Raw genomic sequence first — 15,724 nt, 5'->3', positions numbered from 1 at the left:
GGAGCGGTGGTGGCCTGCTGCGACCGGCCACCACCGCTCCATCACAGCTCGTTGGGCCGATCAGGCTGCACGATCGGCGCGTGCGTTTCGTAATCGGTCTGCTTCCAACCGCCCCCACCCTCTTCCGCAACCCACTGGAACGTCCAGGTTTCCACGAAGCCACCGGGAAGCTCATTGGTGATGGTGATCTTCTCACCGGCAGCACCCGAGGCCGGAAGCGGAACGGGAGGGGCCACTGCGGCAGAGGCCCAGGCATCGGAGGGGGGCCGGCGCTGCTGCACCGTAATCGTGCCCAGCTCCATCGTCCGCCGATCCGCATCCGGGATGCTGTCCAGCCACCGTGCGATCGCCGCCGCCTCAGCGGTTCCCGCGCGGTGGTGGGAAACATGTTCGATAACGATGCGGGGCGAGGTCGCAACCGCACTGGGCGATAGCGCCGTCAAACCAAGCCCCAGTGCGAAATATAGAAATAAAGGAAACACGCGAGCTGCGCTCATCTCTCGTCCTTTTCCGATCTGTGCCGAATGCACGAAATCACAGTGCATCCGGTGAAGGCAGGCCTCAATCAGAAAACTTGCAGACGAAAACAGCAAGCGGCCATCAGTGCGCGCTGCCTCTGCCCCCCACCTGTTCGATCAGCGTCTGGCTGGCCGCGTTGAGGCCGACAACACTGACTTCGGCGCCATGCGCGGTCAGCTTTTCCTGCGCGCGTTGCAGCGCGGCGACGGCAGTCAGGTCCCACAGGTGGGCCTCCCTCAGGTCGATCTGTACCTTCGGCGCCACGTGCTGGTAGTCGAACGCCGCACCCAGCTGTCCGGCGGAGGCGAAGAATAGTTGGCCGCGCACGCGGTAGACCTGCATGTCCATGTCTGCAACGTCTTCGCGTTGCACGTCGAGCATGCGGCCCACCTTGCGGGCGAAGAACAGGGCAGACAACAGCACGCCGCTGAGCACACCCTTGGCCAGGTCGTGGGTGGCCACGGTGACCACCACGGTCAGCAGCATCACTGCCGACGAGCTGCGCGGATGCGTGCGCAGGTCGCGCAGCGAGCGCCAGCTGAAGGTGCCGATGCTGACCATGATCATCACCGCCACCAGTGCGGCCATCGGGATCTGCCGCACCAGGTCGCTGCCGTATACCACCAGCACCAGCAGCAGCACGCCGGCCACCAGGCAGGACAGGCGGCCTCGACCGCCGGAGGTCACGTTGATCACCGACTGACCGATCATCGCGCAGCCGGCCATGCCACCGAGGAAACCGGTGACCGTGTTGGCCAGGCCCTGGCCGACGCACTCGCGGTTGCGCTCACTGGGCGTCTCGGTGATGTCCTCGACAATCTGCAGGGTCATCATCGATTCGAGCAGGCCGACCACCGCCAGCGTGGCTGACACCGGCAGCAGGATGCGCAGCGTTTCCCAGGTGAAGGGCACATCGGGGATGAGGAAGTGCGGCAGGCTGTCGGGCAGCTGGCCCATGTCGCCCACGCTGCGTACATCGATGCCGAAGCCGATGACCACGGCGGTGAGCACGATGATCGCCACCAGCGGCGAAGGCACTGCGCGGGTGATGCGCGGCAGCAGGTAGATGATCGCCAACGCGGCGGCGCACAGCACATACACGGTGGGGCCGCGGCCGATCAACTCGGGCATCTGGGCCAGGAAGATCAGGATGGCCAACGCGTTGACGAAGCCGGTGATGACCGAGCGCGAGACGAAGCGCATCAGCGAGCCCAGCTTGAACACGCCGGCCAGCACCTGCAGCAGGCCGGCCAGGATGCTGGCGGCAAACAGGTACTGCAGGCCGTGGTCCTTGACCAGGTCGACCATCACCAGGGCCATCGCGCCGGTGGCGGCAGAGATCATGCCGGGGCGGCCGCCTGCAATCGCGGTGATGACGGCAATGGAGAAAGCAGCATACAGGCCGACCTTGGGGTCGACGCCGGCGATCAACGAAAACGCGATGGCTTCGGGAATCAGTGCCAGCGCGACGACGGTGCCGGACAGCAGATCACCACGGAGGTTGCCGAGCCATTGCTGGCGCAGGGGGTAAGACGTTTGCATGGGAAAACTCCGCGCACACGCGGGCGAGGCCACGTGGCGCTGCAGTGGAAAGACGCGGGTTCCTGAGCCGGTTGGGCCGGCTGCCGAGGGGTGGCAAGGGTCAGGGTGGCGTGATCACTGCAGTGCGTCGTCGGGGAGCGTGGAAGGGGCGCAGTCTACGGGAAGGGGCCGGGCGGCTCAAATGGCCGCCCGGGTCGATTGAGGCACATCAGTAGGTATAGGCTGCCAGTACAAAGCTCGGCAGACGCGAGGCGAAGGTCTGATAGGACGCTCCGCTCAGGGACCGCTGACGATTGGCGGCCCGCCTGCAGAAGTTGATGCGCAGTTGCGATGCGGTCGGCGTGCTTATAGCGGCCATGTAGCGCATGTTGGTGCGAATGGTGGGATTGCCACTCGGCATGGCGTAGACATCGTGGCACATGCCGATATCGGACAGCAGGTAGGCAAGATTATCGCCGGGCCCGTTTACCAGATCACCTGTCAGAATATTCTCGTTGGACATCTCGCTGGGCACCGGAGGTCTTGCCCCAGTCATATCCACCAGACCTGCCATTCGCAGCGGACGGCTGCTCATGTCCCACTGCACAGAGCCATCGGCGTTGTAGACCTGCATGCCGACGTTGGTGCTGGGCGCTGCGCGCCCCCAAGCCCACCACTCGAAGCTGGTCGTCCCCTGTGCCATGTTCCAGCCGAATCCGTCGGTGCCGGTACCGATACGCGTGGAGCCGTTATTGCAGCGGATGAATACCAGGTACGGCACGCTCTGCCTAGGCAGGGTGACAGAGCCACTCTGGCCCAGCGGCGATGTGTTGCTACCGATTGATTCAACACCTTTGCCAGCGGCAAAGAAAGCCATCGCGTGTGAATTGACAAGAACGGGAACACCGCTGTCATTTGTTACCTCAAGACCGACGGTCATCAGAAACTCCCGTAGAAAAGATAGGCATTGGGACTGGTTGTGGTCATGAAGGTAAAACTGAGGGTCAGGTGGTCTCCGTAGGCCCCCTGGCTCCTAAAGCTCATGCTGGCCATGTTCGGCGCCGAGAACTGGTTGCCGTTCTGATCTTGCCAGCTGTCCCAGAAGGTCGTTGGCAGAATGGCGAACGGCTCCCCCATTCCGGCCATGCCGACGTAGGTGCTGGCACTACTGCTTACATGGAGATCGCCCATCACCTTTCCGGCACGATCGTTGGTGTCGAACCACATCTGCCCATCCGGGCCGAAAATCTGCATTCCTGTTGCCATTACCAGATCCCCATGCGGACGCGCACGCGACCGCTGCTGTCGTAAACGTGGATGACACTGTCATTGATGGTCAGGCGGCCGCCGTTCTCGGGGCCATTCATCGTCAACGTGCCGTTCTTGTCGAGTCTCCATCGGGGCTGGCCATTAGCTCCCATAGCGTTGGACTGGATCACATCGCCGATCATGGCGTTCTGGATCCAGCCAGTGCCGATCAATGCCTGATTGATGAAGGTCTGCCCGCCCTGTACCACGAACGGCGCACTGACCTGGCCACTGTTGGTGTTGAACAATGCGAAGCGATCGGCCTGCATCAGGATCTGGCTCTGGTAACTGCCATCGGGCTGCTGCTCCACGCCCAGCCCCATGCCGGCCATGTAGATCTGACCTGCACTGCTGATCTGCGCCTTGACCGTATAGGTCGCGCTGACCTTGCCATCCAGATTCACCACGGCCTGCGAGACCTGCTGCACGGCCGCGCTGACGCCTTCGATCTTGCCAGGTACGCCATCGATGGAGGCTTCAACCGTGTCCACGCGCTTGGCCAGCGCCGCGTCCTTTTCGGCCATCACGCTGTAGACGGTGATGGCGCCGGCGGTAACGTCGTTCTCACCGACGTTGTAGTCCTCCTCGCCCGCACTGTGGTCGCTGACCTGGGCGAACAGGCCATCGACTTTCTGCCCCTGCGCAGCCACCTTGCCGTCGACGTCGGTGACATCCATCTCAAGCTGATCGACCCGACCGACAATGGCACCGGCATCGGCGATCGCATCGCCCACATCCTTCCAATGCGTGCCCGGCGGCGTTTCGTTGCCCGCTGCAGTGTCCTGCCAGCTCCAGATCCGGCCGTCATGGATGACGGTCTGGCCCGCGGTATAGGTCGCCTCCGCATCCCAGACCAGCGGCAGCACCTCGCTGACGCGCTCGATCTTCTGCTGCAGTTGCTGGCCAAGTGCACTTTCGTTGATGCGACCGGCGAAGTAGGCGTCATAGTCCGCCTGGTTGCTGCTGGACTCTCCCAGTACGCCAGCGCCCACCGGGTGCCATGGACCTATGTTGCCGCTGCGATCAACCAGGCGACCCCAGAACCAGAAGCGCGCGCCGGCTGCCAGGCCATTCATCTGGTGCCGTGCCTGCGGATAGGCAAAGTCACCGAGTTTGATGGCCGCTGCACGGTCAGGACTGGTGCTGTACCAGAGCTCGGTACGCTCGGTATCGGTAGCACCAACAGGGAACTGCCAGTCCAGCTCGATGCCGAAGACGCGACTGCGGACCGTGAGCGAAGACAGCGCTGGCGGTGGCGTGGTCTTGCCCTCAATCGTCGTCAGCGCGCTGACCATCGGCTGCGACACCGCACCCAGCGCATTGACCGCACGAACCCGGGCCAGGTACTGGCCGGCGTAGATGCCGCGCACTTCCAGGCTCTGCGTACCCACGCGACCGGCACGGACCCAGTTGAGATCACCACGACGCCATTCCACGTCATAGGCAATCGCCTTGTCCGCCGCGTCCCACTCGATGGTGAGTACGGAAGTGGCGATACCCTGGTCGACGACCACATGCGAGGCCATCCGCACGTTCGCGGGTGGCGGCTGCACGCTGGGTGGCACGATGCTGATCGGCGGCTGCTCCAGGCGCGTGCCATCGTCGATGGCGGCGTACTTGCCCGGCACATGCTTGAGCGCGGTGATCTGGTAGGTCAGTTCTTCGCCTTCACTGATCGACAGCACGCGGTACTGCTGCAGCGCCAGCTCCGGCGACTCCAGTGCCCAGACCGACTGCGCGACCGGTACTGCCGACCACGGCGCGGTGACGGTGACCGTCTCGCCATCAACCGACTGCACGGTACGTGCTTCGGAATGCCCATTGGGCAGCGTCGCACGCAGGGTATCACCGGCTTCAATCTTCTCCGGCGGCTGGTCCAGCACCAAGGTGCGCGCAGCCGCGCTGCGGATGCGCCCTGCATTGCGGCGACCGGCGCGGTTCGGGTCGGCCACCTGGATGATGTCGCCGGGCACGCAACCCAGGGCATCCAGCCCCACCGAGAAGCTGATCGTCTCGGTTTCCAGCATCTCGGTGTGCAGGATGTGGTTGCCCACGCGCTGCGCCTGCGAACGCGAATGACAACCCACCGCCGTCACTTCGGTCTGGTTGATGCCATAGCGGGCGACACCCGGCAGGTGCTGCACCACTTCGACCTTCTGGCGGCCGAAATCATCCGGATCGATCCAGGACACCAGAGCGACGGTGTGCCGCGCCGTGCGGCTGCTGCCTGCATAGTGGAAGCGGCCCTCGATGACATTGGCCTGGCTGTAGGTCAGCAGCGGGTCCTTGGGCATGTCGGCCGAAGCCATGACCTGGCCGGCTGCATAGAAGCTGATGCCACGGAACATGGTGGCGATGTCCTGCAGCACCCTGTATGCCTCAGCGCGGGTCTGCAGGTACAGGCTGCAGGTGAATCGTGGCTCCCTGCCGCCCTGGCCATCGCTGACCAGTTCGTCGCAGTAGCGGGCGATCTGGTAGAGGCGCCACTTGTCCACCCAGTCCAGCGGGATGCGATGACCCAGGCCGAAGCGATCGTTGGTGACGATGTCGAAGAACACCCACGCCGGATTGTTGGTCCAGCCGCTCTTGAAGGTGCCATCCCACACTCCGCTGTAGACGCGGGTGAGCGGGTCATAGTTGGACGGAATGCGTACGATGCGCCCCCACAGCTGATACGAGCGCGTGGGAATGTTCTGGAACTGGCTGGCGTCGACCTGCACCGCCGCCAGCGCGCAGTTGGGATAGCGCAGCTTGGCATCGATGATCTCGGTCATCGACAGCACGTTGACGGTATCAGCGATGGTGCTGCTGTTGGCGTTCGCGGTCAGCCGTCGGATGCGCACCTGCCACTGGCTGCCTGCCGGAAGATCGATGCGCCGGCTGCGTTCGTACTGGCTGGTGGTCTTGCCACTGAAAGCGTCGTTCAACACGGTGCTGAACGGGCCGCCGTCGGTGGACAGGTCCACCGCATACATGATGCGATAGCCCTCGGTATCACCGTTTTCGGTGTTGGTCTTCTGCAGCGCGGGCACCGCAAAGCGGATGCGCACCGCCGACAGATCGGCACCGGACACGGTGCGAACCACCGGCGCATCGCTGCGCAGTTCGACGTTGACGCCGACTTCGTTCTCGATCGAGGGGAAGCCGCTGATGTGCTCCTGGTCCTGGGTGCCCGAACGCGTCTGCACGTCCACGCCCGAGAAGTTCAGCGTGCCGTCCGGATTCTCGATCGGCACCTGGTCCAGGTAGATGGACTGCTTGCCCGCTACCAGACCGCGGATCTCGCCTTCACTGGCCAGGTCGATGATGCGGGCCACTGCCATCGAGTGCAGGCTGTCCGGCGTTTCCACCGGCGTGCGTGCATTGCTGGCGCCCTTTTTTGCGCCGGCCAGTGTGGGTATGGGTGCACTGCGCTCACGCTGTGCGGAATGAATGATCTGGTTCAAAACTGGTCCTCCGCCAGGATGCCGCCGCTGATCACGGCCGAGCCGATGAACATGCCTTTCTTGTCATGGCCGCCGTAGGCCACCGGAACAGGATTGCCTTGCGCCTGCGTGTTGACGGTGCCGTTCATGCTGTAGCTGGGGGCGTTTTCGGGTGTGTCTTTGGCCCCCAGGCCTTTTGGCTGGGGGGAGAGCATCTGGGTGATCCCGCCAACCACCATGCTGACGCCGGTTGATACCAGTGCAGCTCCGCCAGCCCAAGATGTGTAGCTCCCCACAACGATCAGCACGATGCCAATGATGGTTTGCAGTACGCCTCCCCGTTTGCTGCCCACCATCACCGGCGCGATGCGGATGTCATCCTGCCCTGGCGGGTCGTGCAGCTGATCCCGCGACAGGTTCTGCCGGCCGTTGAACACGGCAAACTCCATGCCCTTGGCCTTTGCACCCATCAGGTACTGCTGGAAGCCAGGCAGCATCACGCATAGGGCATGCACGGCCTCGGCCGGGCTGTTCACCGCCAGCCGGAACTTGCGCCCGAAGCGCGCACCCAGCTTGCCGTACAGGCGGATGGTACGAAGACGGTCAGTCATGGTGCACCTCGCGATGGCGGACGATGCAACGGGTGCGCTCGGCCCACATCCCGCCGTAGGGCACGGTTTCGGACAGGCGGCCATGCAGGTGATGCAGCATCTGCCCGTCGCCCAGGTAGACGCCTGCGTGGTTGGTCACCGGCGAGCGGATCTGCATCAGGATCATGTCGCCCCGCTGCGGTTCGCCCTCGATCAGGTCGAAGCCTTCCGCATGCAGCCGTTCAAGGCTGTACAGGTCCTGGCCCTTGTCCCACCAGTCGTCGTCGCGGGTATAGTCGGACAACGAAATGCCCAGTTCGCGCGCGTGGAAGTCGCGCACCAGGCTGTAGCAGTCCAGCACGCCGTGGGCGAACTGGCGGCCGACCAGCGGCGCAACATAGCCGTTCGGCTGGATGGTCTGCAGGTCACCGCATTCGGGTGCCTCGCCATCCACCTGACCGACGCTGACGATGTGCCAGGTCAGGCCACTGTGCTCGCACATCACCCGATCCGCGTCGGACGGTGTGGCAGCTGCGTCCGGATGGCTGTGCACCAGGGCCAGCACCTCGCCCTTGTCCTCGGCCGCGGCATAGTCCTCGGCCGGCAGGCGGAAGTGTTCACTGGGTGTGCCCGCGAGGTTGCGGCACGGCAGATAGTGCTCGTGGCCTTCGATGGCCACGATCAGCCCGCAGCACTCGCGCGGGTACTCGGCCACGGCGTGTGCCTGGATGGCCTGCAGGGTTGTTGGTTGCATGTTTCACCCAAAAAAATAGCCCGCGCGAGCGGGCCTGGAAGTGGAGAATCGGAAGCGCTGGATCAGGAGCGGAGCAGGCCGGCCGCCGGGAAGCCGCCATAGGGCAAAGGCTTGTCCTGGCCGAAACGCATCTTGCAGCTGCGCACACGGCCCCCGCACTGGTCGCGGGCGGGGTCATCGGTGGCCACGTCGTCGCCATCGGCAACCGCCGGCCCGTTGTAGCCGCAATAAGGGCCGCGGTAGCCACCCCGCACCAGCCAGCCACACATGCCGGCGATGATCTGCCGACCAGGCAACTGCTCACCATTGAGGTCGATGGCCGTAGTCAGTTCGAACTCCACCGTCTGCTTGTCCTCACCGACCTTGCGCTCGATGAACCAGACCTCGTCGGGGAAGTGTTCTGCCGGATCGGCGCTGGAATTGCCCTCTTCGAAGTTGGCTGCATCCAGGTACTTGGCGAGCGTCTGCCGACGGATGACACGGGCGCCGACCAGATCATCGAACAGCAGGCACATCGCGGTGATGCGGCCATCGATGTTGCTGACCCGAAGTTTGGGGTTCGGCGGCTGGTCGCTGGTTCGTTCAAAGCCGCTGGCTTCGATCGGCCAGGGGCCGTACTCCTGACCCTGCCAGATGATCACACCGCTCTGCAGGTGCGCGTGGAAGAACAGCTGGTCGGCACCGAAACTGCTGGCGTCCAGTTCGAAGACGGTAATGCGGCCACCCGGCTCGAGTTGCTGGGCATCGGCGGTGATCATGAGGTGCGCTCCTGGGCGGTGGCGGGATAAGGCGGTACGGGATGGGACGGCTGACCGCAGGGCACGATCACACGGTGTCCGGGGCGCAGTGACGCATTGGTGGTGAAGCCGCTGACGCGGCCGGTTTCGGTCGTGATTGCGCTCATGGCTCAGAGCTCCGCGTCTGCGTGCACCAGAACCTGGGAGGTGGTCGACCACACCACGACCGCTCCGTACTGCTGCATGTTGTTGGACATCGAGGACAACACGGCCGCGTCCACGGTGGACTGCCAGCCCGGATCGCCGCCGTTGAAGTTGATGAGACTGCCTTCGGAGCCGAAGCCCACCAGGTTGAGCGCGGTGGAGGGCGAGGTGATCCTGGGCGCCACGCGCTTGCGTACCTTGAACGGGATGCAGGCGCGCGAATCGCCGTTGGCGGTGTAGGTGATTCCCAGGATCCGGTTCACATCAACTGCTTCGTAGTAGCGCTGGCACAGCAACAGTTCAAGCGCTTCGGGCCGGCGATCGAAATCGGTCGCGGTGTCACCCTCCTCGACCTGCATTTCAGCCAGACAGACCACGCCACTCTTCTGTCCCGCCCCGAACGCGCGACCTGCGAAGTTCGCGCCCGCGTCCAGCCACAGGCTGAGCTGTAGATAGCTGTCGGCGCCCAGGGTCTGCCCTGCGATGCCAGGCACATCCACGGTCAACTGGTGCCAGCGCCACATCGTATCGAGCGTGACGCCGCCGCCGATGCTGTCCCTTGCCGTTGAGCCGCCGGCGCCGAACGACTGCTGGAATTCCAGGCCCACCTTGAAGTTGTCGACCGTGGCCCTCGCCTTGAAGCTGACGGTGACCCGCTTTCCCGCGAACGTACGCACGTCTTCGATGCGCTGCTGGACGAGTGCCATGCTGTCGGCGCCGGCGACACTTTCGACGACGAGCTTCAGCAGGTGACGGGAACCTGCGATCAGCCTTCCCGCCGCACCACCGCCTGCCGCAATGTCGTCGCGCGATGCAGAGAGAGTGGTCGCGTGCGCGTTCACCAGCCAGCGATCGGCGGTAGGACGGGCACCGGTGGATGCGGAAAACGCCGTACCCCTTTGCCAGACCCGGAAGTCACCGTTGATAAGGCGGTTGCGGCCTGCCATTCGGCTTTCCAGGCCGTCCACGGCGGTCTGTACGCCCTCCAGGCCTGCGTAGACGTCGGCGAAGTTGTCGTTGATCTTGGTAAACGCCGGGCGCTGCGTTTCCCCTCGCTTACCATTCGCTTGAATGGTATCGAGGTCGATGATTTTTCTTGCCATGAACGCTCCTCTAGATTCCTGCGGACCCGCGCTCCGGCGGACCGCTGTTGGAAGTCCCGCACAACCAGTCGAATGTCTCCGGCTGCGGTAGTCTCTGCCTGATCTGTTCCCAGGTCTGCGCATCTTCGGGCGATGCGATGGTCAGATTTGTCAATGCCAGATTGACTGCATCGCGCCACGCCACCATCGCTCGGGCCTCGCAGGAGAGTCCCGAGATCACGCTGCTGATGTAGCTACAGCAGCTTTCCATGGATGTATGCCCCAGTGTCTGGACGTACTCGCACATCCATTGCTCCGCCTGGCGGCGCAGCAGATGGAGGTGCTCGGTGGAACCCGCCGGGTAGGGCGGCGGCGCTGGCGAAGGCGCGTTGCCAGCCAGGATCCAAGTCTCATAGTCTCGCCACATCCAGTGGCCACGCGGAATGAACGCTCCGGTGCGTGTGCACTTGATGATGTCCGGATCGTGCGTCAGTTGATACATGTCAAAGCTCCGCATCTGCAGTCCAGTGGAAGGAGGAACCCCAGTTCCCGGGTGCCGACACATAGTTGACCTGGGCTCCGGACTGGCCTGGGTTGACGATCGACGTCACCGTGCCCGCACCACCAGATGCACCAGACACCTGGCTGACGGCACCGGTTGTGTCGTTGTAGACGGTGTAAGCAGGCGTCGCCCGCTTCAGTACGCGGCAGCGGATGTGCGAGGTACTGCCCACGCCGACCGAGCGGTCATAGAACTGGTTGTCCCGACCGGCCCCATCAGCGGTGCCAGGCGGTACATCTATGTTGTAGCTCTTCTCGAAGTAGCGCTGGCACAGCAGCAGCTCCAATGCGTCTGGTCTACGCTCGAAGTCGGTGGCTGCAGCGCCATCTTCCAACTGCACCATCGCGATGTCGAAGTTGCCTGTCTGATGCCCCAGGCCTGGAACCCGATTGTTGAAGTCCGGACCGGTGGACATCCACAGCGAGACCCATGTGCAGTGTCCGGCACCGTTGGTATTCTTTCCGGAAACACTGGGTACATCGAACGTCATCGTGTACCTGCTCCAGGTTCCTGTCAGCGTGGCGATGCCAGCAAACATCTGTGTCGATGAGTCCTGGCCACGGAAATCCTGCTCGATTTCCACGGCAATCTTTGATCCGGGCGCTGCCTTCGCATAGAAGGAAAGCGTCAGCTTCCTGCCACTGAGCAGTGTTACGTCTTCGATCAATTGCGAAACGCGCTGGTAGCTGTTCCTGGCCGAGGAGGCGCCCACGTTGACATTCATGTACCAGCGCGGATTGCCGGGAACTGCGGTCTGGCCCGGCTCCAGCGGGAAGCGTGCCATCGAAAGCGTTCCGTTGCCGTTGTCACGCTTCCAGCGATCGGCCAGATAGTTCGAACCTGTGCCCTGTGCCAGGCCCCACCCGCGCTGCCAGAAGCGGAAGTCACCATTGACGAGGTAGTTCCTGGCCAGTGATCTACCAGCCAACGCTGCATCCAGGGCTGCTGGAATTGCCGTGACGGCCTCTTGAGCGTCCTTCAGGCCGCTATACACCTCGGCAAAATTGTCGTTGATCTTGGTGAACGCCGGCCGCTGTGTCTCACCTCGTTTTCCATTCGGTTGAAGGGAATCAAGGTCGATGATCTTTCTTGCCATATCGGGGTCCTATTGTTCTGGTGAGAGACCGCTACGGATCAGAACTCAGCGTCGGCCCACCAATGCCACCAGCCGCCCCATCGGCCCGGGTTGTTCGACCAACTCACTTCATAGCCGGATGGCGAGGCGTAGTTCACTACGCAGGGAACACGGGAGATGTTGTCCTCGGCGATGTGTCCATCCTGCTGGGTGGTATCAGCCGAAATGATCATCACGTAGGGGTGCGCACGTTTTGCCACCAGGAAGCGCACGCTCTGGTAGTGGGCAACCCCCGGGTTGTTCAACGAAAATGCCTCGCGTCCTTCGTTGTGCGGCGTATTGGGCGGGACATCCAGGTTGTAGCTCTTCTCGTAGTAGCGCTGGCACAGGGCCAGCTCCACGCCGGGCGGCCGCCAGTCGAAGTTCGTTGCATTGCGCCCAGGTTCGACCTGGAACTGGGTAAAGCCGAAGGATCCATTCTGGCCTGCCAACGCCCCGCCATATCCACCGGCGCATAGATCGAAGACCACGTAAATGTGGTCGTTGCCGTTGGTTCCCAGCTTCTTCCCTTTCGTACTCGGCAACGTCACGGTGAGTGACTGACGCGACGCTCCAGTGCTCAACGTGAGGACGCCCGCCTCGGTGGAAACCTGAGGCGAAGGCGTCCCACCGGTTCCAAAGTCCTGGATGACACGCACACCCACCTTGCGCCCGGCTACGTCGCTGTTCGCCCAGACCGAGATCGTGACGGCGCCGCTGGCGCTTCGCACACCTTCGATTCTCTGGCCCATCCAGGCGCCGCTGTTGGCGACTGCACCGGATACCGTGCACACGAGGATGGAGCGGGTGTCTTCGGGATAGCCCAACTGTCCCTCGTACGGTACACGCTGGATGTCATGACTGCAGCTCAACGCAGAGTTGGAGAAGCGATCAGCAAAGAGCGTTTCTGCACCCAGTGTTCCCGAGCCGCTGCCGACACGTCCAGAAGTGCGACGCTGCCAGAACTGCAGGCCGCCATTGATGAAGAGATTGCGCCCGGGCAACCGCCCACTGATCGCGTGGTCCACCGTCTCTGGAAGCTTTTCCACCGCGGCCAGGGCATCGTAGACCTCTGCGAAGTTCTCGTTGATCTTGGTGAAGGCCGGGCGCTGTGTTTCACCCCGCTTTCCATTCGGTTGAATGGAATCGAGGTCGATGATTCGTCGTGACATTTCTGCTGTTTCCTTGTCTTTTCGGGGATTGCACCAAGCAGCGCATTCCGCAGCGGTGCTCGCGGATCTCAGATTTCCGCGTCCAGGATGATTCCGGTACCCGCGTCGGCGGAGTCTGCGCTCTGCAGGATCCCGGCCTGACCGGCAGCGGCTTCGTTCAAGGACCCGATGATGGTCATCCTCGTCGAAGACACTTCGACCGCGTTGAGCGCCGTCAGGCTCGTCGCCCCCGATCCCGTAAGGAGTCGCCACTGCGGCAGGTTTGAAAATCCGACCGTGGGGATGGTCCGCATCCGCTGGCTGAATGGATAGATCAGGTACACCTTGTTGTCACCACGGATGAGGCCGACACCGGCGTTGAAGCGAACTCCGCCGTCAAAGTAGGAACCCGTGGCATCGGCCTGGTAGTAGCGCCGACAACGCTGCACTTCTTCGTCCAGCGGACGCCATTCGAAAGCCGTGGCCGTAGCGCCGCGCTCCCACTGGAATTCTCCGAAGTAGACCTGGCCATGCTGCGCACCAAGGCCGGCGGTGCGGTTGGCAAACTGCGTGCCCGCAGATACCCACACGCACATCACGGCGGCACCTTCATCAGATAGTGTTTTTCCCGAGATGGAGGGCAGCGTCACTGTCTTGCGGATTCTGTTCAGGCCAGGAGCGAGCTCGAAAATCTCAGGTGCAACGGCCAGTACCGGAGCGCTGCCCGTTGCGCCGAAGGTCTGCGCGAACTCCAGTGCGATCCTGCGCCCCCCCGCGCCTGCATTGAATACCAGGAAGGACACCGTGCTTGGGGTATCGGCGAAGGTTCGCACGTCCTCCACACGTTGCTCGAACACGAAGAAATGCTTCTCTGCGTCGGTGTTTCCACTCGAGCTGACGGACAGCGTGTACTTGCTCCGGGGAAAATTGTTGTCTCCCATAGCCGTGGGGTTCCGCCTGAATACCGGATCGGCGATGCCCTGCATCTGAAGGAACCAGCGATCGGCCGTGTACCTTCCCGATGTGTTGAAGCTGGTACCCCGCTGCCAGCAGTCGAAATTGCCATTGATCAGGCGATTTCTTCCCGAGACCGCACGTGCGACCGCCTCGGGAACTGCATCCACCGCCAAGCCCACTTCCTTGAAATTCTGGTTGATCTTGGTGAAAGCGGGGCGCTGCGTTTCGCCCCGCTTGCCGTTGGGCTGGATGGTGTCCAGGTCGATCTGCTGAAGATCCATGTCCGCTCCTACGGCTGATACGTCTGTTCGAACGTCGCAGTGATGCTGAACACCGATCCACCCAGATGGCTGTCGGTATAGGTGTCGCAGCCATACAGACCGGTGCCCAGCGGTCCCCGCCAGAAGAAGCTCTGGCCCACATGGCCATCCAGGAACGCAACGATCTCGTTGATCGTGCTGCGATTACCGACGAACTGCAGCTGGTAGCTGCGCAGGCGGGCATTGAGCCCATCCGGCGCGGCCTGTGCGTATCCATCGCCGAAGCGCGCGCGCTTGACGGTGGCAGTGGTGGTGCCAGTGCTCTGGCTGGTTGCTGCCCAGGTAAAGGTGTCGGTCATCGTGCTGCACTCCTGCTGAGGACACCGCCAGCCTTCATGTCACGCATCTGCAGGTCACGGTACTTGCGCTCCACGAACTGGCCGATCTCGTTGCCGAACTGCTGCAGCATGCTTTCGTTGCTGGTGACTTCCTTGCCACCGTTGTTGTCGATGCGGATGTTCACACCCACCCCGCCACCGCCGCCGGCACCGTGTGCCGCCACTCCCAGGCGGCCATCGGGCCCGCGCTGCAGCGGCATGATCGCTTCAGGCCCCGCTTCACCGAACACGCCGGCGCCCTTGGCGAATGCGAACAGCTGCGGGGTGTTGTAGATACCGCCGGAGTAGGCGGAGAGGCTGGGGGACCTGATCGCCCCGCCCTTGGCAAAACCGGCAATTGGTATCGACTCCTTCTGCACCGGACCCACGCTGCCGCCGAAGAGCATCTTGACGCCCCATACGATGGCTTGCTGTATCGCGATCTTCTTCAGATCCGCGATCAACGCCTTGGTAAGTTCATGGTGATTCGATTTTCCGGTAGCGACGAAGTTGTAGAGCGCCGTTCCTGCTGCATCGAATGCCTTGGTGAAGACACTCTGTGTCGTCGTTGCGGCGTCCTGCGCTTTTGCGGTGTAAGCCTCGAAGGCATCCAGGAATCCGTTCTCGATGCCTTGCTTACCTGTCTTTACCTTCCGCGAGTCATCTTCCTTCTTGCCCTTCTCAGCACCGGCCTTCCCAGTTGCGGTTCCAGCCAGGTATCTGCTCCTGGCCGAAAGCCGTGCATCTACGAGGAAGCCACTGCGATGCTCGCCGTCGGCGGACAATCGATCCAGATTGCGCGCAGTTGCGTCGGAGGCGACTTCACTTGGCATCCTGGTTTCCCGCTTGCCGCCTTCAGCGGCGATCTGCGCTTGGTCCAACGCGGCTTGCACCACCGCGAGAGTTCCGGCCAGCTTCCTCACCATGGTGTCGGCGAGGGAGATGCTGCTTTGAAGTACGCCGTTGAGCGCGGACTGCAGCACAGTGCTCTTCTGTACATACTGCTGCTGGAGCTGAGTCAGCGCATTGAACTCGGCCATGCTCCGCTTTGCCGCCTGTGCGGCAGAGTCCAGAATGGCACTGACCTCGACTGCGGCAGCCGAAGCGTTGAGCGTTGTATCGCTCATGAAATTCTCCTGGCATGAGGGCGGCCCCACCAGATG

The 15,724-nt window shown here is 62.9% G+C and carries 16 protein-coding genes; all 16 read right to left on the bottom strand.

Annotated elements, in window-relative coordinates:
• Window positions 1-41: 41 nt before the first annotated feature.
• The 16 genes from J2X70_RS05575 to J2X70_RS05500 all read right to left on the bottom strand — a co-directional run bounded on the left by J2X70_RS05575 (window position 42) and on the right by J2X70_RS05500 (window position 15,688).
• A complete protein-coding gene (locus J2X70_RS05575; RefSeq protein ID WP_309909352.1) occupies window positions 42-497 on the bottom strand; it encodes a hypothetical protein in 456 nt (151 codons plus the stop codon).
• A gap of 103 nt (window positions 498-600) precedes the next feature.
• Window positions 601-2,061, bottom strand: coding sequence for a SulP family inorganic anion transporter (locus tag J2X70_RS05570; RefSeq protein WP_309909349.1), 1,461 nt, complete (start codon window positions 2,059-2,061; stop codon window positions 601-603).
• 208 nt (window positions 2,062-2,269) lie between these two features.
• A complete protein-coding gene (locus J2X70_RS05565) occupies window positions 2,270-2,980 on the bottom strand; it encodes a hypothetical protein (RefSeq protein WP_139784987.1) in 711 nt (236 codons plus the stop codon).
• The gene (locus J2X70_RS05560) at window positions 2,980-3,294 is read right to left on the bottom strand and encodes a hypothetical protein (RefSeq protein WP_309909347.1); all 315 of its coding nucleotides are present in this window, start codon (window positions 3,292-3,294) and stop codon (window positions 2,980-2,982) included. The genes J2X70_RS05565 and J2X70_RS05560 overlap by 1 nt, the downstream gene beginning before the upstream one ends.
• 11 nt (window positions 3,295-3,305) lie before the next feature.
• Window positions 3,306-6,794 carry a phage tail protein gene (locus tag J2X70_RS05555; RefSeq protein ID WP_309909345.1) on the bottom strand — a complete coding sequence of 1,163 codons (3,489 nt, stop codon included), beginning with the start codon at window positions 6,792-6,794 and terminating at the stop codon, window positions 3,306-3,308.
• On the bottom strand, window positions 6,791-7,384 hold the full coding sequence (locus tag J2X70_RS05550) for a tail assembly protein (protein ID WP_218788422.1): 594 nt from the start codon (window positions 7,382-7,384) through the stop codon (window positions 6,791-6,793). The genes J2X70_RS05555 and J2X70_RS05550 overlap by 4 nt, the downstream gene beginning before the upstream one ends.
• Window positions 7,377-8,117: a C40 family peptidase gene (locus J2X70_RS05545; RefSeq protein ID WP_309909342.1), complete on the bottom strand. Its 741-nt coding sequence runs from the start codon at window positions 8,115-8,117 to the stop codon at window positions 7,377-7,379. Before J2X70_RS05545 ends, J2X70_RS05550 begins: the two co-directional genes overlap by 8 nt.
• 62 nt (window positions 8,118-8,179) lie before the next feature.
• On the bottom strand, window positions 8,180-8,875 hold the full coding sequence (locus J2X70_RS05540) for a phage minor tail protein L (protein ID WP_025875707.1): 696 nt from the start codon (window positions 8,873-8,875) through the stop codon (window positions 8,180-8,182).
• The gene (locus J2X70_RS05535; protein WP_170919629.1) at window positions 8,872-9,021 is read right to left on the bottom strand and encodes a hypothetical protein; all 150 of its coding nucleotides are present in this window, start codon (window positions 9,019-9,021) and stop codon (window positions 8,872-8,874) included. Before J2X70_RS05535 ends, J2X70_RS05540 begins: the two co-directional genes overlap by 4 nt.
• A 3-nt stretch (window positions 9,022-9,024) precedes the next feature.
• The gene (locus J2X70_RS05530; protein ID WP_309909340.1) at window positions 9,025-10,161 is read right to left on the bottom strand and encodes a hypothetical protein; all 1,137 of its coding nucleotides are present in this window, start codon (window positions 10,159-10,161) and stop codon (window positions 9,025-9,027) included.
• A 10-nt stretch (window positions 10,162-10,171) separates the two neighbouring features.
• Window positions 10,172-10,642, bottom strand: a complete 471-nt coding sequence (locus J2X70_RS05525) for a hypothetical protein (RefSeq protein WP_309909338.1) — start codon at window positions 10,640-10,642, stop codon at window positions 10,172-10,174.
• A gap of 1 nt (window position 10,643) precedes the next feature.
• Window positions 10,644-11,798, bottom strand: coding sequence for a carbohydrate binding domain-containing protein (locus J2X70_RS05520; RefSeq protein ID WP_309909337.1), 1,155 nt, complete (start codon window positions 11,796-11,798; stop codon window positions 10,644-10,646).
• Between the two features lie 38 nt (window positions 11,799-11,836).
• A complete protein-coding gene (locus J2X70_RS05515) occupies window positions 11,837-12,988 on the bottom strand; it encodes a hypothetical protein (RefSeq protein ID WP_309909335.1) in 1,152 nt (383 codons plus the stop codon).
• A gap of 68 nt (window positions 12,989-13,056) precedes the next feature.
• A complete protein-coding gene (locus J2X70_RS05510) occupies window positions 13,057-14,205 on the bottom strand; it encodes a hypothetical protein (protein WP_309909333.1) in 1,149 nt (382 codons plus the stop codon).
• A gap of 8 nt (window positions 14,206-14,213) precedes the next feature.
• A complete protein-coding gene (locus J2X70_RS05505; RefSeq protein ID WP_025875719.1) occupies window positions 14,214-14,543 on the bottom strand; it encodes a phage tail protein in 330 nt (109 codons plus the stop codon).
• Complete coding sequence (locus J2X70_RS05500) at window positions 14,540-15,688, bottom strand: phage tail tape measure C-terminal domain-containing protein (RefSeq protein ID WP_256993999.1); 1,149 nt, start codon at window positions 15,686-15,688, stop codon at window positions 14,540-14,542. Before J2X70_RS05500 ends, J2X70_RS05505 begins: the two co-directional genes overlap by 4 nt.
• Window positions 15,689-15,724: the final 36 nt, after the last annotated feature.

Origin of the sequence: Stenotrophomonas sp. 1337, from assembly GCF_031455455.1 — a bacterium.
GTDB lineage: Bacteria > Pseudomonadota > Gammaproteobacteria > Xanthomonadales > Xanthomonadaceae > Stenotrophomonas > Stenotrophomonas indicatrix.
This window is presented reverse-complemented; position numbering and strand designations above follow the sequence as displayed.